The organism is Streptomyces sp. URMC 126, from assembly GCF_051386555.1.
Taxonomy (GTDB): domain Bacteria; phylum Actinomycetota; class Actinomycetes; order Streptomycetales; family Streptomycetaceae; genus Streptomyces.
On the sequence record NZ_JBPQTX010000030.1, the window covers coordinates 1 to 16,214 of the forward strand.

The following is a 16,214-nucleotide window of genomic DNA, read 5'->3' on the forward strand; positions in this document are numbered from 1 at the left end:
GGCCGGGGCCCAGGGGCCCGGGCGGCCGTAGGGGGGTGTCCCGTACGGGTCCGGGTCGTGCAGGGGCGCCCTCCCCTGTGCCGGGTGCCCGGCCGCGGGTGCCGGGGAGCCGTCCTGTCCGTGCGGCCCGGTCGGCGGCACCGGTGCCTTGCCCTCGTCCATCTCTGCTCCCCCCACGATGCGTCCACGAGCCGTGGCATCCAGCGGGATGCCCGGCCCACCGGCGATTCAACCAGGTGCCGGCGGGCGCGAGCAGGGTAACCCCGGCCTGTCAGGTGCGCATCAGCGGCTGTATGAGCGACCGCGTCAGCGTGTGACGGCCGTCTGCCGGGGCATCCGGAAGGGGACGGCGACCGGCAGCGCGGGCGGTATGACCAGCGCTGCCCTGGTCACGGACGGGCGTGCGGAGCGCGCGGCGTCCGGTGCGGGCGTCCGGGGGGCGCCCGAGCGGCCTCGGTCCGGTCTGCGCCCCTCCCCGCCGCCGTTCCGGGCGCCGCCCGCCGTGCCGTCGCCGGGCGCGGACAGGGCGAGGGGGTTGAGCGGGTGGGACACCCGGGGGTTCTCGGGACGGGCCCGGGGGGCCTCGACGGCGGTCCGCAGCGGCTCGGCGCCGACCAGGGCGAAGGCCGCTATCGTGACGGCCCCCGCCGCCGCGAAGGCGAACCGCCGGCCGCGCGACGGGCTCCGTCCCACCTCGTGGACGCGGAACCCGCGGTCGCGGGGCGCCAGGGCACCCACCGGCAGGAGGGCGAAGGCGTCCGCCCGCGGGCCGAAGCCGTCCTCGCGGTCGGTGCCGCCCGGACCGCCATCGGTCGGCGTCCCCGGCTGCCGGGGACCCGCGGGGCCGTCAGGGCCCATCGCCGGCAGGCTCTGGAGCCGGGCGAGCAGCCCTTCGGAGAGCTGCGGGGGCGCCGCCTCCGCGAACACGCTCTTGAGCCGGCGCTGAGCGTCGGCCTCGGCCTTGCAGGTCCAGCAGGTGGCGAGGTGGGCGAGCACCCGCTCCCGCGCATCGTGTCCCAATTCCCCGTCGACCAGGGCCGCGAGGCGGTCGCCGAGATGCAGCTCGGCGGGGGACTGACCGCCTGAACCGGTCACGCGATCCCGACCTCCCCACTCAGCCGGGCGCCGGGGGCCGCACCGGCCAAGGCGCGCTGCTCGGCACGGGCGGAGGGCGAGCGGTGCCGCAGGGCCTTGCGCAGGTGGGAACGGCCGCGGTGGATACGGCTGCGGACGGTGCCCAGCTTCACGCCGAGGGTCGCCGCGATCTCCTCGTAGGAGAGGCCCTCGATGTCGCAGAGGACCACCGCGGCGCGGAACTCGGGCGCCAGGGTGTCGAGCGCCTGCTGTACGTCCGCGTCGAAGTGCGTGTCGTTGAAGTGCTGCTGGGGGGAGGGCTCCCGGCTGGGGAGCCGCTCGGCGGCGTCGTCGCCCAGCGCGTCGAAGCGGATGCGCTGGCGGCGGCGGACCATGTCGAGGAAGAGGTTGGTGGTGATGCGGTGCAGCCAGCCCTCGAACGTCCCCGGCGTGTACGTGGACAGCGAACGGAAGACGCGGACGAAGACCTCCTGCGTCAGGTCCTCCGCGTCGTGCTGATTGCCCGTCAGGCGGTAGGCGAGGCGGTAGACCCGTGCGCTGTGCGTGCTGACGATCTCCTCCCAGGTGGGAGGCGTCCACGCCGGCGCGTCCGCGTCGGTGGCGAACGTCGCGGTCGCGGTCTTGCGGGCGGCGGAACGGTCAGCGGTGTCGGTCACGGATTTCGGCTCCGCGGCGGACCGGCGGAAGCGCTTGAGCACTCCCCTGCGGTCACCGTTCGAAGCCGCACCTCCCCTGTCGGCTCTGGTGGTGTCCAGTGGAGCCCCTACCATATCCACCTCGCCCGTTAGCTCCGGATAAGGAATTTTGACCTGGTTTTGGGATTGATCCGCGGTCCGGACCCCCGCCTGGGCCACCGGGCCCCTCACCCTCTCCTCCCGCACTGCCTCACACCCCGTCAACGCATGGTCCCATCTGCGGGTTCCCGACCACAGCGGATACAGTCACCGTTGCGTCGACACATGGGGACAGGAGAGGGCCATTACCGGCAACCGGCAGACGAGCTGGGCGTTCGCCGATGCGTACGGCGTCGAGCACATCGAGGACCCGGCGCTGCTCTGGGCACGCGACCGGGCCCACGAGGCGGGGCTCCGCTCGGTGTCGTCCGGCACCGGGTCCGCGCTGCGCCTGCTCGCCGCCGCCGTGGACGCCAAGGCCGTCGCGGAGATCGGCACGGGCACCGGCGTCTCCGGTCTGCACCTTCTGCACGGCATGCGCCCGGACGGCGTGCTCACCACCGTGGACAGTGACCCCGAGTGCCAGCAGTTCGCCCGGCAGGCGTTCCGCGCCGCGGGCTTCGCCGGGAACCGCGCCCGGTTCATCCCCGGCCGCGCGCTGGAGGTGCTGCCGCGACTGGCGGACGGCGGATACGACCTGGTGTTCTGCGACGGTGACCGGCTGGAGTACCTCGACTACCTAGCGGAATCGTTGCGCCTGCTCCGTCCCGGCGGGGTCGTCTGCTTCGAGGGCGTCTTCGCGGACGGCCGGACGGTGGACTCGGCCGCCCAGCCCGCCGAGGTGCTGCGGCTGCGCGAACTGCTGAGGGTGGTCCGGGAGTCGACGGTGCTGCTGCCGTCGCTGCTGCCGGTGGGCGACGGGCTGCTGTGTGCGGCGCGGCGGGGCTGAGGGCACACCGCGCGGCGGGACCCGTGGGAACGGAGGGCCGGGCGACGGCGACGGGAGCGGCGGGAGCCGGGACGGCGACCGTCGGTTTCCGGCCATCGGCGGAAGGCCGGAACCGTATCGTCCGACGCCGGGACGGAAACGTCCCGAAACCGGTCGCCACGCTCGCTCGGCCACCCGCCCGTACAAGAGAAAACCCTGCCCTGGGGGCCGGAGATCCGGCCGCCAGGGCAGGGGAAAGTCAGCGAAAGACCCGCGGTCCGGGTGTCAGACGACGACGTTCTTCAGGGCGTCGGCAAGAGCCGCCGCCTCGTCCGGGGTCAGCTCGACGACGAGACGACCGCCGCCTTCGAGCGGAACCCGCATGACGATGCCCCGCCCCTCCTTGGTCACCTCGAGCGGGCCGTCGCCCGTCCGCGGCTTCATGGCCGCCATGCTCGTTCCCCTTCCTGAAACCAGCTCATCGTCAGCCGACGACCCCTCCGAAGGGCACGTGTCACCGGCATCGAACACATTGCTTCCAGGCCATTATCCCGCATCGCGCGACCCAATGACCAACATCGGTCGGCATCCCTTCGGCAACACGCTCCGGCAAAACCACCCAATTCGGCGATTGCCCGGTCCCCGCTCGGCAACCACGCACCCGCACAGAGGAACGATTCTTTGACTTCTTTGACGCAGGTCACATGCGGGCCCCCTGTTCTTCACGGCCGACTGCGGCAAGCTGACCGCTGACCGCAGTCATTCCAGGGAGGGACGTGCCATGGCCGACACCGTGCTGTACGAGGTGGCCGAAGGGCTCGCGACGATCACCGTGAACCGGCCCGACGCGATGAACGCGATGGACACCGCGACCAAGGTCGCCCTCCGCGACGCGGTCCGCGAGGCGGCGGAGGACACCGCCGTCCGCGCCGTCCTGCTCACCGGCACCGGACGCGCCTTCTGCGTCGGCCAGGACCTCAGGGAGCACACCGCCTCCCTGGCCGCCGACCGCGAGCACGGCACGGCGCGGACCTGGGAGACGGTCAAGGAGCACTACTCCCCCATCACCCTCGCCCTCGCCGAGATGCCCAAGCCGGTGGTCGCCGGGGTGAACGGGGTCGCCGCCGGGGCCGGCGCGGGCTTCGCCTTCGCCGCCGACTACCGCGTCGTCGCCGACACGGCCTCCTTCAACACCGCCTTCGCCGGGGTGGCCCTGACCGGCGACTCCGGCGTCTCCTGGACCCTGCCGCGGCTCGTGGGTCACAGCCGGGCCATGGACCTCATGCTCTTCCCGCGGAACGTGTCCGCCCGGGAGGCGCTCGATCTCGGCATCGCGCACAAGGTCGTACCCGCCGCCGACCTGCTCGCCGAGGCGACCGCCGTCGCACGGCGGCTCGCCGAGGGACCGACGCTGACCTTCGCGGCGATCAAGCAGGCGCTGGCCTTCGGGGCGGACCACTCGCTCGCCGAGACGCTGGCGGTGGAGGAGGTCCTGCAGACGCGGGTGGGCGGGTCCGAGGATCACCGGGCGGCGGTGGAGGCTTTCCTGAAGAAGGAGCGGCCGCGGTTCACGGGGCGGTGAGGGCTCCCACCCCCAGGGCGGCACTATCCAGCCCGTCCGGCGTTTGAGGACGAGCGGCGAAGCCGCGATCAAGCGGGGTCTGGGGCGCAGCCCCAGGAAACGGCGAAAGGGCGGGACCGGGGCACACCCACTCACGCCCTCACGTGGCACCCCGCCAAGTGATCGTTCACCAGCCCGCACGCCTGCATCAGCGCGTAAGCCGTCGTCGGTCCCACGAACCGGAACCCCCGCCTCTTGAGCTCCTTCGACAGCGCCGTCGACTCCGGCGTCAGCGCCGGCACGTCCGCCGCCGTCCGGGGCACGGGACGCGACCCGGACGCCGGGGCGTGGGACCAGACGAGCTCCGTGAGCTCGCCCGGGGCCCACTCGGCGGCGACCTTCGCGTTCGCCAGCGCCGCGCTGATCTTCGCGCGGTTGCGGATGATCCCCGGATCGGCGAGCAGCCGGGCCTCGTCCGCCTCCGTGAAGGCCGCGACCTTGGCGATGGAGAAGCCGGCGAAGGCCGTGCGGAACCCCTCGCGGCGGCGGAGGATCGTCAGCCAGGAGAGGCCGGACTGGAACGCTTCCAGGCATATCCGCTCGAACAGGGCGTCGTCCCCGCGGACCGGAACGCCCCACTCCGTGTCGTGGTAGCGGCGGTAGTCCTCGCGAGAGGCGTCCTCCAGCCCCCACGGGCACCGCGCCAGGCCGTCCGGCCCGATCACCACTCCGCCGCTCATGCCCGCTCCCCCTCACTCCGGTTCTCGTCGTCCGCCGGGCCCGGCCCCGCCTCGGTACCGCCCGCGCCGCGCGCCTCCGCGCGGGCCCCCGCCAGGGCCGCCTCCAGCTCGGCGATGCGCGCGTCCCGCTCGGCCAGCTCGGCGGCCAGCCGGTCCAGGACGTCGTCCGTGTCGACCATGCGGTAGCCGCGCAGGGCCACCGGCAGCCGCAGGCCGTCGACGTCCGTACGGGCCAGCGGCCGGTCCGGGGGCAGCGACCAGGCGGTGCGGTCCGGCTCCGCCTCGGACAGCACGCCGTCGCGGCCGCTCAGCACGGCCAGGGTGACCGCGGCGACCACCACGGCCAGCGCGATGAGCAGGAACCAGAACACGAACGTCTCCCCGGGGTGCCGGCGGACGGATTCCGACGGTCGATCCGTCCTCCCTGATCGTGCCATGCCCGTCCGTGTCCCTTCAGGCCACACCGGCGGTTAAGGTCGCTGGCGGACCACGGAGAGGGAGTGCGGGAAATGCTGCGGCTGGGACGACGCGAGTTCGGGGCCCACGAGCCGGTGATCATGGCGATCGTCAACCGGACACCGGACTCGTTCTACGACCGGGGGGCCACCTTCCAGGACGAGCCCGCGCTGGCCCGGGTCGAGCAGGCGGTGGCCGAGGGCGCCGCGATCATCGACATCGGCGGGGTGAAGGCCGGTCCCGGCGAGGAGGTGACGGCCGAGGAGGAGGCCCGGCGGACCGTCGGCTTCGTCGCCGAGGTGCGCCGCCGCCACCCGGACGTGGTGATCAGCGTGGACACCTGGCGGCACGAGGTCGGCGAGGCCGTCTGCGAGGCCGGCGCGGATCTGCTGAACGACGCGTGGGGCGGCTTCGACCCCCGGCTGGCCGAGGTCGCGGCCCGGTACGGCGCGGGTCTGGTGTGCACGCACGCGGGCGGCGTCGAGCCGCGCACCCGGCCGCACCGGACCGAGTACGAGGACGTGATGGCGGACATCCTGCGGGTCACCGTGGGGCTGGCCGAACGGGCCGTAGCGCTCGGCGTGCGGCGCGACGGCATCATGATCGACCCGGGGCACGACTTCGGGAAGAACACCCGGCACTCGCTGGAGGCCACGCGGCGGCTCGGCGAGATGACGGAGACCGGCTGGCCGGTGCTGGTCTCGCTGTCCAACAAGGACTTCGTCGGCGAGACGCTCGACCGCCCGGTCAAGGAGCGGCTCCTCGGCACGCTGGCCACCACCGCGGTGTCGGCCTGGCTGGGCGCCCGGGTGTACCGGGTGCACGAGGTGGCCGAGACGAAGCAGGTGCTGGACATGGTGGCGGCCATCGCCGGGCACCGGGAGCCGGCGGTGACCCGGCGCGGCCTGGCCTGAGCCCAGGGCCGCGCCCGGCTCGGCGAGAGGCCGCGGCGCGGCGGCGGCCCGGTGCGGCACGGCCCGGCCGTCGTACGGCGGTGGCCGCTCGACGACGGCCTTCCGGGTGGGAACCCGGCCGGGCGGGGGCCCGGCAGACCCGGCGCCCCCCGCTCACTCACGCCCCGCGACAGCGGGCGGGAGCCCTCAGGCCCCCGCTTCCTTCGTCACCAGCGCGATGGCCTCCTCCACGTCGTCCGTCACATGGAACAGCTGGAGGTCGTGCGCCCCCACCTTGCCCTCGGCCACCAGCGTGTCCTCGATCCACCGCACCAGCCCGCTCCAGTACGCGGACCCGAAGAGGACGATGGGGAACCGCGTCACCTTCTTCGTCTGCACCAGGGTGAGCGCCTCGAACAGCTCGTCCAGCGTCCCCAGCCCGCCCGGCAGCACCACGAAGCCGCTCGCGTACTTCACGAACATCGTCTTGCGGACGAAGAAGTAGCGGAAGTCGACCCCCAGGTTCACATAGGGGTTGATGCCCTGTTCGAAGGGCAGCTCGATGCCGAGGCCGACGGAGACGCCGCCCGCCTCCATCGCGCCCTTGTTCGCGGCCTCCATCGCGCCGGGCCCGCCGCCGGTGATCACGGCAAAGCCGGCCTCGACCAGGCCCCGGCCGATCGCGGTCGCGGCCTCGTACTCCGGTGAGTCCCGCCGGGTCCGGGCGGAGCCGAACACGCTGATCGCCGGGGGGAGTTCGGCGAGGGCGCCGAAGCCCTCGACGAACTCGGACTGGATGCGCAGCACCCGGAACGGGTCCTCGTGCACCCAGTCCGCCGTCCCCCGGGTGTCCAGCAGATGCTGGTCCGTGGTGCCCTGCTGCATCTGCCCATGGCGTCGCAGCACCGGCCCCCGGCGCTGCTCCCGCCGTGTGCGCGCCCCGTCGGAATTGACCATTCCGTGCTCCCTCCGCTGCCGTTGGTGCAGTTCAGCGTAGGCCCAACGGGCGAGGAGCGGGGTGCCCGAGCGATCCGGATCAGGCCGTCAGCCAGGCGCGCAGCCGCTCCTCGCACCGGTGGATCCGCTCCACGACCACGTGTTCGTCGCGCTTGTGCGCGTACAGCGGGTCGCCGGGCCCGTAGTTGACGGCGGGGACCCCGAGGGCGGAGAAGCGGGCCACGTCGGTCCAGCCGAACTTGGGCCGCGCCTCGCCGCCGACGGCCTCCATGAAGGCGGCCGCGGCCGGGTGGGAGAGGCCGGGCAGGGCGCCGCCCGAGTGGTCGTCGACGGTCATCTCCGCGACGCCGCAGTCCGCGAACACCTCGCGGACGTGGGCGATCGCCTCCTCCTCGGTGCGGTCCGGGGCGTAGCGGAAGTTCACCGTCACGGTGCACTCGTCGGGGATCACATTGGTCGCCACCCCGCCGCCGATGCGGACGGCGTTGAGGCCCTCGTGGTAGCGGAGGCCGTCGATGACGGGCCGGCGCGGCTCGTAGGCGGCGAGCCGGGCGAGGACCGGCGCGGCGGCGTGGATCGCGTTGGATCCCATCCAGCCGCGGGCGGAGTGGGCGCGCTCGCCCTCCATGCGCAGGATCATCCGCAGGGTGCCCTGGCAGCCGCCCTCGACCTCGGCGTCGGAGGGTTCGAGGAGGATGGCGAAGTCGCCCGCCAGCCAGTCGGGGTGGGCCTCGGCGATGTGCCCGAGCCCGTTGAGGTGGGCGGCGACCTCCTCGTTGTCGTAGAAGACGAAGGTCAGGTCGCGGTTGGGCTCCGGCACGGTCGCGGCGACGCGCAGCTGCACGGCCACGCCGGCCTTCATGTCGCTGGTGCCGCAGCCCCAGAGGACGCCGTCGTCGTCGAGCCTGGAGGGGACGTTGTCGGCGATGGGCACGGTGTCGATGTGCCCGGCGAGGACGACGCGTTCGGCGCGGCCGAGGCGGGTGCGGGCGACGACGTTGTTGCCGTACCGGTCGACCGTCAGGTGGGGAAGCTCGCGCAGGGCGCGCTCGATGGCGTCCGCGAGCGGCCCCTCCGTACCGCTGACCGACGGGAAGTCGACGAGGCGCGCGGTGAGCGCGGCGGCGTCGAGGGACAGGTCCAGTGCGGCGGCGTGATCCATGCAGGCGACTCTAACCCGGGGTGCGGAGACCGGTCCCGGGCCGGCGGCCGGAATCCTCGCGACGGGTGGCGCGGCATCCTCGCGGCGGGTGGCGCGGCATCCTCGCGACGGGACGCGCCCCGCACCGGAACCAAGCCCTCCACCCGCGGCCCGGCCTTCCGGACACCAGGCCGGACGAAGCGGCCCACCACCTGCTCCGTCAAGTAACGTGGGCCGCATGCCCCCGATCTTCGCTGTCCGCCGCGGCCGACTGCTGCGCGTCGGGGCCGCCTGCGGAGTGCTGCTGGCGCTGGCCGGTTACCTGGTCGCGCACTACCTGACGGCCGGCCCGGGCGCCCCGCGCTGCACGGTGCGGGTGGACGGGGAGTCGTACTCGCTCGACCCGGAGCAGGCGGCGAACGCCTCGGCCATCACCGCCGTGGGGACGTCGCGCGGACTGCCGGAGCGGGCCGTGACGATCGCCCTGGCCACCGCGATGCAGGAGTCGGGGCTGCGCAACATCCACCACGGCGACCGGGACTCCCAGGGCCTGTTCCAGCAGCGGCCGACGCAGGGCTGGGGCACGGCCCGTCAGATCACCGACCCGGTCTACGCGTCGGGCTCGTTCTACGAGCACCTCGTCCAGGTGCCGGGCTACTCGCGGCTGCCGCTGACGGTGGCGGCGCAGAGGGTGCAGCGCAGCGGGTTCCCGCAGGCGTACGCGAAGCACGAGCCGGGGGCCTCGCTGCTGGCGGCGGCGCTGACCGGGCGGGCCCCGGCCGCGTTCAGCTGCGCGACGAGCCCCAGCGACGGGAAGCCGGGCGACCCCGCGGCGCTCAGGGCCAAGCTGCGGCGGGACTTCGGGGCGTCGGTGCTGCCGGCCGCGGAGACCGCCGGGCGGCGCGGCGCCGTCTCCCCCACGGTGTCCGTGCCGGCCCGGCCGGTGCGGACGGCGGCGGCGGAGGACGGGCCGCGGCGGCGCGGCTGGGAGCTGGCGTCCTGGGCGGTGGCGAACGCGGCGGAGCTGCGGATCACCCGGGTGTCGTTCGACGGCCGGGTGTGGACCGCCGAGGAGTCCCGGGCCGGCTGGCGGACGGAGAGCGGCCGCTCCGGCGAGGGCTCGACGGCCGTCCGGATCACCACCGCTCAGTAGTACGAGCCTGCCCCCGCCGGGGGCATCCGCCGGAACGGAAGGTTGTCGCCCGGGGGGCCGGGGTATACGTGCCCGCCCGGTGCGGCGCTTTCACCTCGCGCCGCTGGTGAACAACGGATTGTCGGTCTTTCGCGCCCCTCGGACGCACGACTGGTTTGCCCGATTGTTCACAGAGCTGATTATGCGACGCATTACCAACTCTTTACACAAGGCCACCGCAACCTTCGGAGGGCTCGGGCGGTAGTCACTGCGTCCGGACGCCGGACAGCACACGACAGCAGTTCCGTCACACCCCGTCGAAGGAGCAACATGTCCCTCCCCCTCACGCGTCGGATCGCCCAGGTCGCCCTGCTGGTCGCGGCGGGCACCGCCCCCGTCGTCGGCGCCGCCGGCGCGGCGAGCGCGGACGCCCTCAAGGCCCCCGAGCTGGGCGGCCTGAGCGCGGTGGACGGTGCCCAGCTGGGCAACCACGTCGACTCGGTGTCCCGGACGGCCGGCGCGGTGACGACGGACGCCGGCAACAAGGTCGTGCACACCGCCCTGCCCGCCGCCAAGAAGGCGCTCGGCACCACCAGCACCACGGGCAAGGCCACCCTGCGGTCCGGCCAGAAGACCGCGGGCCACCTGGCGGGCACCGCCGGTTCGACGGTCGGCGGCGCGGCCAAGACCGTGGGCAAGAGCGGCGCGGCCGGCAAGGGCCTGCCCACCGACCAGCTCGCCGGCGGCGGCGTGACCAAGTCCCTGCCGCTCGGCGGCTGAACCGGCCGCACCGAGCGGACCGGCCGGGCCGATCGGACCGCCGGTCCGGTCCGGGGCCGCGTCCACCGGCCCGCGGACCGGCCGGCACCGCCGGCGCCGACGGACAGGACCGCCCACACGGGCACGCGAAGGGCCCGGGAATCCCCCTCCCGGGCCCTTCGCGCGTGTACGGCTCGTGTACGGGCCGCGTACGGGCGCGGCCGGCTCAGCCCGCCAGGCGGCGGACGGCCGCCTCCACCCGCTCGTCCGTCGCCGTGAAGGCGATCCGCACGAAGCGCTCGCCCGCCGCGCCGTAGAAGTCGCCGGGCGCGACGAGGATGCCGCGCTTCGACAGCTCCCCGACCGTGTCCCAGCAGGGCTCGTCCCGCGTGGCCCACAGGTACAGCGACGCCTCGCTGTGCTCGATGCGGAACCCGGCGCCCTCGAAGGCGGCCCGCAGGGCGGCGCGGCGGCGGGCGTAGCGCGCCCGCTGCTCGGTGACGTGCGCGGTGTCGCCGAGCGCGGCCACCGTGGCGGCCTGCACCGGGGCGGCGACCATCATCCCGCCGTGCTTGCGGATCTTCAGCAGCTCGCCCAGCACGGCCGCGTCGCCCGCGAGGAACGCGGCCCGGTAGCCGGCCAGGTTGGAGCGCTTGGACAGCGAGTGGACGGCGACGAGGCCGTCGAACGAGCCACCGCAGACGTCCGGGTGGAGGACGGAGACCGGCTCGGTCTCCCAGCCCAGCTCCAGGTAGCACTCGTCGCTGACGAGCAGGACGCCGTGCTCGCGGGCCCAGGCGACCGCGCGGCGCAGCTCGTCCGCCGGCATGACGCGGCCGGTGGGGTTCGAGGGCGAGTTCAGCCAGAGCAGCTTGAGGCCGGCCGGGTCCAGCTCCGCGAGCGCGGCGTCGGAGGCGAACACCCCGGCGTCGTAGACGACGGGCTCGGCGCCCGCCAGCCGCGCCCCCACCTCGTAGGTCGGGTAGGCCAGCCGCGGGTAGGCGACCTTGTCGCCGGCCCCGAGGCCGAGCTGGGTGGGCAGCCAGGCGACCAGTTCCTTGGAGCCGACGACCGGCAGCACGTTCTCGTGGGCGACGTCCCGGGCGCCGAGCCGGCGCTCCACCCAGCCGGTGAGCGCGTCGCGCAGCGCGGCCGTGCCCCAGACCGTCGGATAGCCGGGGCTGTCCGCCGCCTCGGCGAGGGCCCGGCGGACCAGCGCGGGCACCGGGTCCACCGGCGTGCCCACGGACAGGTCCACGATGCCGTCGGGGTGCGCGGCGGCCGTGGCCTTGTAGGGCTCCAGGCGGTCCCAGGGGAAGACGGGGAGACGGGAGGAGACTGCGGTCACGCTGGGCTGCTCGCTCTCTTGCGCTGGGGGTGGTCCATGGGTCGGGAATGCCGCGGCCCCGTACGGCGGTGGGCTGTACGGGGCCGGGTGCGGTGCCTAGGGGCAGCTCACTGGTTCTGCGGCGGCAGCGCGGCGATGAACGGGTGGTCCCGCTCGATCAGCCCCATCTTGGAGGCACCACCGGGCGAGCCGAGCTCGTCGAAGAACTCGACGTTCGCCTTGTAGTAGTCCTTCCACTCGTCCGGGGTGTCGTCCTCGTAGAAGATCGCCTCCACCGGGCAGACCGGCTCACAGGCGCCACAGTCGACACATTCGTCCGGGTGGATGTACAAGGACCGGGAGCCCTCGTAGATGCAGTCGACGGGGCACTCCTCGATGCACGCCTTGTCCTTCACGTCGACACAAGGCTGCGCGATGACGTAGGTCACGCTGTCGTTCCTCCTCGGTAGGGGTCATCTCGCGCGGGAGCGCGGCGTCGTCGATGCCCACACCTAGTATCTCCGTTCCGGGGCACATCACGAACAGGAGGGGCTGGGAGAGCTGTGGAATTCACCACGGGCGGGCGGCTGGAAATCCGGATCAGTTCCGAAGATGTAGGGAAAAGGGTGTCGGTGCGGGCGTTGAACGACCGTACCCGTTCCCCGGAACGGTTCGCCGACGCCGTGGGGGTGCTCGACTCCTGGACGGACGGTGTGTTGCGGATCACACGCCGCGACGGGCGGACGGTCGAGGTCGCCGAGGACGCGCTCGTCGCGGGCAAGGTGGTGCCCGCCGCCCCCGCCCGGCGGCGCGGTCCGGCGGCGACCGTGCGCGAGCTCCAGGAGGCCGCCGCGCGCGGCTGGCCGGCCACCGACACCGGGCGGCTGGGCGGCTGGACGCTCCGCGCGGCCGGCGGTTTCACCGCCCGCGCCAACTCCGCGCTGCCCCTGGGCGATTCGGGGCTGCCGCTGCCGGAGGCGCTGGACCGGGTCACCGCCTGGTACCACGAACGCGGACTCCCGGCGCGCGTCCAGGTCACCACCGGCGACCCGGCGGAGGACGAGCGGCTCGACGCGGAGCTGGCCGCGCGGGGCTGGAGCGGCGAGCGGTACGCGGTGATGCGGACGGCCGCCCTGGCGCCGCTCGCGGATATCCCGGAGGACATCGGCGGGGTGCTGCTGAGCCGTGAGCCGGACGAGGCGTGGCTGCGCGCGTACGGGCGCGTCGACGACCCCGCCGCGGCGCGCGCGGTGCTGACCGGCGGTCCGTCCGTGTGGTTCGCCGCCGTCCCCGGTGCCGCCATAGGCCGCTGCGTGGTCGACGGCCGGTGGGCCGGGTTCGCCGCGCTGGAGGTCGCCCCCGGGCACCGGCGGCGCGGACTGGCGACGCTGGTCATGGCCCGGCTGGCGCGGCAGGCGCTGGACGAGGGGGCCTCGGCCGCGTACCTCCAGGTGGAGGCAGGCAACGCGGGCGCGCTGGCGCTGTACGACCGGCTCGGCTTCACGACGCACCACGCCTACCACTACCGTCGCGAACCGGAACGCTGAACGGCGGTGGGCCGCCGGGCCCCGGAGGCCGCGCGGACACCGCCCTGAAGGGACGACCATGGAGGAGTACCGACGGCGCGCGCCGACCGCGCGGCCGGGGCCGACAGCGGACGGAAGGCGGCCGGAATGACCGAGACCACCGGCCGGCGGCGGTTCGCCGAGGCGGCCCGCGACGAACGGCCCGACCTGGCACTGCTGTGCCTGCTGATCGCCGCCGAGGCGGACCCCGCGTTCGGGGAAAGCGAACTGGACGCGGCCCAGATGGAACTGGACCGGCTCGCCGGGATGCTGCCGGCCCTCGGCCGGCACGCCGAGCCGGCGCGCTGGGCCGCGGCCCTGGCGGACCTGCTCGGCGAACGCTGTGGCTTCCACGGCACCCCCGCCGACTACCGGCGGCTGGAGTCCTCCCTGCTCCCCGCGGTACTGGAGCGGCGCAGAGGGCTGCCGATCCTGCTGTCCGTGGTGTGGCTGGAGGTGGCCCGGCGGGCCGGGGCGCCGGTGTACGGGGTGGCGCTGCCCGGCCACTTCGTCGTCGGCTTCGGCACCCCCGAGGGGCGGCACGTCCTCGCCGACCCCTTCGAGGGCGGCCGGACGCTGTCCGAGGAGGAGGCGGGGCTGCTGGTCGCCGGCGCCACGGGCGCCCCGGTGCCGCCCGCCGCGTTCTCGCCCGCCGAACCCCTGGAGATCGTCCTCCGGATCCTCAACAACATCCGCGCCTGGGCGGCCGCCCGCCCCGAACGCTGCGGGGTCCGGCTCTGGGCCGTGGAGCTCTCCCTGCTCCTCCCCAGCCACCCGGCGCGGCTCCGCCACGAGCACGCGGAACTCCTCGTCGAGCGAGGCGAGTTCGCCCGGGGCGCGCGGGAACTGGAGGAGTACGCCGAGGTGATCGCCCCGGTGGAGCCGGAGACGGCCGAGGCGGTGCGGCGGCAGGCGCTGGCGGCGCGGGCGCTGCTCAACTGACGCCGGGCGGAGGCGGGGTGGCCCGGCCGCGCGGCCCGGCGGCGTCCGGCACGCTTCAGAGCCACCCCTTCTCCCGCGCGATGCGCACCGCGTCGGCCCGGTTCCGCGCCCCGGTCTTCCGGATCGCCGTGGAGAGGTAGTTGCGGACGGTCCCGTGCGACAGATGCAGAGCCTTGGCCAGCTCGGCGTTGGTCGACCCGTCGGCCGAGGCCCGCAGCACCGACCGCTCCCGCTCCGTCAGCGGGTCGGCCCCCTCGGCGAGGGCCGCCGCCGCGAGGGCCGGGTCGATGACCCGCTCCCCGCGCAGCACCCGGCGCACGGCGTCCGCCAGCCGCGCCGCCGGGGCGTCCTTCACCAGGAAGGCCGACGCCCCCGCCTCCATCGCCCGGCGCAGGTACCCGGGCCGCCCGAACGTCGTGAGGATGACGACCCGTACCTCCGGCGCCTCCCGGCCCAGCAGCGCCGCCGCCTCCAGCCCGCTCAGCCCCGGCATCTCGATGTCCAGCAACGCCACGTCCGGCCGCGCCCGCCGCGCCGCCTCCACCACTTCGTCCCCCCGCGCCACCTGCGCGACGACCTCGATGTCCCCCTCCAGGTCCAACAGCGCGGCGAGCGCCTCGCGGACCATGGACTGGTCCTCGGCGAGGAGGACGCGGACGCGGACGGCTGGCTGCTCGGCGGGGGTTTCGGTCATGCGGCCAGGGTAGGGGGCGGCGCGGGGGTGTTCCGCGCGTCGGTGCTGGTCGGGCGCGGGCCGGGGCCGCCAGTCGGCCGCCGGTCGGCGTCAGGGGTGTCTCGACGGACGCGTGTCGCCGCAGGGTGGCAATGGGTTCTCGGGGAGCCGCCTCAGGAGGCGCGTTCCGGGTTACCCGTAGGGGACGAGGTGTCCGCCGTGGGGCGTACCAGGGGAACGGTGGCGCGCAGGCGGAAGCCGCCGCGGGGGGTGCGGGTGGTGGTGAGGTGGCCGTCGGCCAGGGCGAGGCGTTCGGCCAGGCCCGTCAGGCCGTTGCCGTGGGGGCGCTGGGGTCCCCGGCCGTCGTCGGTGACGGTGAGGTGGAGTTCGTTGCCGTTCTCGGTGAGGGAGATTTCGCAGCGGCGGGCGCCGCTGTGCCGGACGGTGTTGGTGACGGCCTCGCGGAGGGCCCAGGCGAGGGCGCCCTCCGCGTCGGGGGCGAGATCGGGGTGACCGGTGCCGGCCCGGGTGAGGTCGGCGGTGATGCCGGCGGCGGCGAGGGCCGTGCGGGCGCCGGCGAGTTCCCCCTCCAGGGTCGGGCGGCGGAAGCCGGTGACCGCCTCGCGGACGTCGACGAGGGCCTGGCGGCTGACGCGTTCGATGTCGGCGACCTGCTGTGCCGCCTGCTCGGGCCGGTCCGGCAGCATCCGGCCGGCGAGCTCGCTCTTGAGGGTGATGAGGGAGAGGGAGTGGCCGAGCAGGTCGTGCAGGTCGCGGGCGAGCCGGAGGCGTTCCTCGTTGGCGGCGAGCTGGGCGACGGCCGCCCGCGCCTCGCGGAGTTCGCGCATGGTGCGGCCCATCTGGACGACGGCCGTCATCGCCCCGCCGCCGAGCAGGGTCGCCGTCAGCACCATCAGCAGCCCGTTGTCCACGTCGCCGTGGAGCAGGCCCAGGGTCAGGACGGTGGCGCCGATCGCGCCGATGGCCTGGAACGCCCGCCGGAGGGGCAGCATCACGGCGCTGGAGATGGAGACGTAGACCATCAGGACGAGCCAGGGGCCGCCGAGGGTCAGCACCATGACCAGGGACAGCGCGAACAGCCCGGCCAGGACTGCCAGCTGCGGCCGGCCGGCGCCGCCGTCCGGCCGGGGGCCGAAGACGAGGTAGAAGTAGCCGACGAGGAAGGCGCCGAGGCCGCACCAGCCGAACGCGGTGGCGGCCGGTGTGTGCCGGCCGCCCGTGAGGTCGGAGACCGCGTACAGGAGGTAGGTCAGGTACAGGACGGTCCAGCACGACTTGGCCAGGAACTGCCGCCGGGTCTCCGGGGCTCTGCCGATCATCATGTCACCGTTCTCGTCCATGTCCCCGAGT

18 protein-coding genes are annotated in these 16,214 nt (G+C 74.4%); 7 read left to right on the forward strand and 11 right to left on the reverse strand.

Annotated features, from left to right (window positions below):
• Nucleotides 1-306: 306 nt before the first annotated feature.
• On the reverse strand, nucleotides 307-1,095 hold the full coding sequence (locus ACSNOK_RS06130; protein WP_436779541.1) for a zf-HC2 domain-containing protein: 789 nt from the start codon (nucleotides 1,093-1,095) through the stop codon (nucleotides 307-309).
• A complete protein-coding gene (gene sigE / locus ACSNOK_RS06135) occupies nucleotides 1,092-1,865 on the reverse strand; it encodes an RNA polymerase sigma factor SigE (RefSeq protein WP_436779542.1) in 774 nt (257 codons plus the stop codon). The genes ACSNOK_RS06130 and sigE overlap by 4 nt, the downstream gene beginning before the upstream one ends.
• A gap of 142 nt (nucleotides 1,866-2,007) precedes the next feature.
• Here sigE and ACSNOK_RS06140 point away from each other — a divergent pair, with 142 nt between their 5' ends.
• Nucleotides 2,008-2,718 carry an O-methyltransferase gene (locus tag ACSNOK_RS06140; RefSeq protein ID WP_436779573.1) on the forward strand — a complete coding sequence of 237 codons (711 nt, stop codon included), beginning with the start codon at nucleotides 2,008-2,010 and terminating at the stop codon, nucleotides 2,716-2,718.
• Between the two features lie 264 nt (nucleotides 2,719-2,982).
• Here the strand turns inward: ACSNOK_RS06140 and ACSNOK_RS06145 are convergent, their stop codons facing one another.
• Nucleotides 2,983-3,150, reverse strand: coding sequence for a DUF3117 domain-containing protein (locus ACSNOK_RS06145; protein WP_004950282.1), 168 nt, complete (start codon nucleotides 3,148-3,150; stop codon nucleotides 2,983-2,985).
• 328 nt (nucleotides 3,151-3,478) lie between these two features.
• On the opposite strand from ACSNOK_RS06145, the gene ACSNOK_RS06150 reads away from it, so the two are divergent.
• Nucleotides 3,479-4,279: an enoyl-CoA hydratase-related protein gene (locus ACSNOK_RS06150; protein ID WP_436779543.1), complete on the forward strand. Its 801-nt coding sequence runs from the start codon at nucleotides 3,479-3,481 to the stop codon at nucleotides 4,277-4,279.
• 131 nt (nucleotides 4,280-4,410) lie between these two features.
• Here the strand turns inward: ACSNOK_RS06150 and ACSNOK_RS06155 are convergent, their stop codons facing one another.
• Both ACSNOK_RS06155 and ACSNOK_RS06160 read right to left on the reverse strand, forming a co-directional pair.
• Nucleotides 4,411-4,998 carry a DNA-3-methyladenine glycosylase I gene (locus ACSNOK_RS06155; protein WP_436779544.1) on the reverse strand — a complete coding sequence of 196 codons (588 nt, stop codon included), beginning with the start codon at nucleotides 4,996-4,998 and terminating at the stop codon, nucleotides 4,411-4,413.
• Nucleotides 4,995-5,369, reverse strand: a complete 375-nt coding sequence (locus ACSNOK_RS06160) for a DivIVA domain-containing protein (RefSeq protein ID WP_436779545.1) — start codon at nucleotides 5,367-5,369, stop codon at nucleotides 4,995-4,997. The genes ACSNOK_RS06155 and ACSNOK_RS06160 overlap by 4 nt, the downstream gene beginning before the upstream one ends.
• Nucleotides 5,370-5,507: 138 nt before the next feature.
• Here ACSNOK_RS06160 and folP point away from each other — a divergent pair, with 138 nt between their 5' ends.
• Nucleotides 5,508-6,368, forward strand: a complete 861-nt coding sequence (gene folP / locus ACSNOK_RS06165) for a dihydropteroate synthase (protein ID WP_436779574.1) — start codon at nucleotides 5,508-5,510, stop codon at nucleotides 6,366-6,368.
• A gap of 186 nt (nucleotides 6,369-6,554) precedes the next feature.
• Here the strand turns inward: folP and ACSNOK_RS06170 are convergent, their stop codons facing one another.
• Both ACSNOK_RS06170 and dapE read right to left on the reverse strand, forming a co-directional pair.
• Entirely contained in the window at nucleotides 6,555-7,304 is a 750-nt protein-coding gene (locus tag ACSNOK_RS06170; RefSeq protein ID WP_436779546.1) for a TIGR00730 family Rossman fold protein, read from the reverse strand.
• A gap of 79 nt (nucleotides 7,305-7,383) precedes the next feature.
• Nucleotides 7,384-8,466: a succinyl-diaminopimelate desuccinylase gene (gene dapE / locus ACSNOK_RS06175; RefSeq protein WP_436779547.1), complete on the reverse strand. Its 1,083-nt coding sequence runs from the start codon at nucleotides 8,464-8,466 to the stop codon at nucleotides 7,384-7,386.
• Nucleotides 8,467-8,683: 217 nt separating this feature from the next.
• Between dapE and ACSNOK_RS06180 the strand changes: the two genes are divergently transcribed.
• Together ACSNOK_RS06180 and ACSNOK_RS06185 are read left to right on the forward strand one after the other, a co-directional pair.
• Nucleotides 8,684-9,598: a hypothetical protein gene (locus ACSNOK_RS06180; RefSeq protein WP_436779548.1), complete on the forward strand. Its 915-nt coding sequence runs from the start codon at nucleotides 8,684-8,686 to the stop codon at nucleotides 9,596-9,598.
• Nucleotides 9,599-9,907: 309 nt separating this feature from the next.
• Nucleotides 9,908-10,357, forward strand: coding sequence for an ATP-binding protein (locus ACSNOK_RS06185; RefSeq protein WP_436779549.1), 450 nt, complete (start codon nucleotides 9,908-9,910; stop codon nucleotides 10,355-10,357).
• A gap of 205 nt (nucleotides 10,358-10,562) precedes the next feature.
• Here the strand turns inward: ACSNOK_RS06185 and dapC are convergent, their stop codons facing one another.
• Nucleotides 10,563-11,684 (reverse strand): succinyldiaminopimelate transaminase, encoded by a 1,122-nt coding sequence (dapC, locus tag ACSNOK_RS06190; RefSeq protein WP_436779550.1) that lies wholly within the window; start codon nucleotides 11,682-11,684, stop codon nucleotides 10,563-10,565.
• A 107-nt stretch (nucleotides 11,685-11,791) separates the two neighbouring features.
• The gene (gene fdxA / locus ACSNOK_RS06195) at nucleotides 11,792-12,112 is read right to left on the reverse strand and encodes a ferredoxin (RefSeq protein ID WP_436779551.1); all 321 of its coding nucleotides are present in this window, start codon (nucleotides 12,110-12,112) and stop codon (nucleotides 11,792-11,794) included.
• 114 nt (nucleotides 12,113-12,226) lie between these two features.
• On the opposite strand from fdxA, the gene ACSNOK_RS06200 reads away from it, so the two are divergent.
• On the forward strand, nucleotides 12,227-13,210 hold the full coding sequence (locus ACSNOK_RS06200; RefSeq protein WP_436779552.1) for a GNAT family N-acetyltransferase: 984 nt from the start codon (nucleotides 12,227-12,229) through the stop codon (nucleotides 13,208-13,210).
• A gap of 126 nt (nucleotides 13,211-13,336) precedes the next feature.
• Nucleotides 13,337-14,170 (forward strand): transglutaminase-like domain-containing protein, encoded by an 834-nt coding sequence (locus tag ACSNOK_RS06205; RefSeq protein ID WP_436779553.1) that lies wholly within the window; start codon nucleotides 13,337-13,339, stop codon nucleotides 14,168-14,170.
• Nucleotides 14,171-14,225: 55 nt separating this feature from the next.
• Here ACSNOK_RS06205 and ACSNOK_RS06210 read toward each other — a convergent pair whose 3' ends face one another.
• On the reverse strand, nucleotides 14,226-14,864 hold the full coding sequence (locus tag ACSNOK_RS06210) for a response regulator transcription factor (RefSeq protein WP_436779554.1): 639 nt from the start codon (nucleotides 14,862-14,864) through the stop codon (nucleotides 14,226-14,228).
• 152 nt (nucleotides 14,865-15,016) lie between these two features.
• Complete coding sequence (locus ACSNOK_RS06215) at nucleotides 15,017-16,204, reverse strand: sensor histidine kinase (protein WP_436779555.1); 1,188 nt, start codon at nucleotides 16,202-16,204, stop codon at nucleotides 15,017-15,019.
• Nucleotides 16,205-16,214: the final 10 nt, after the last annotated feature.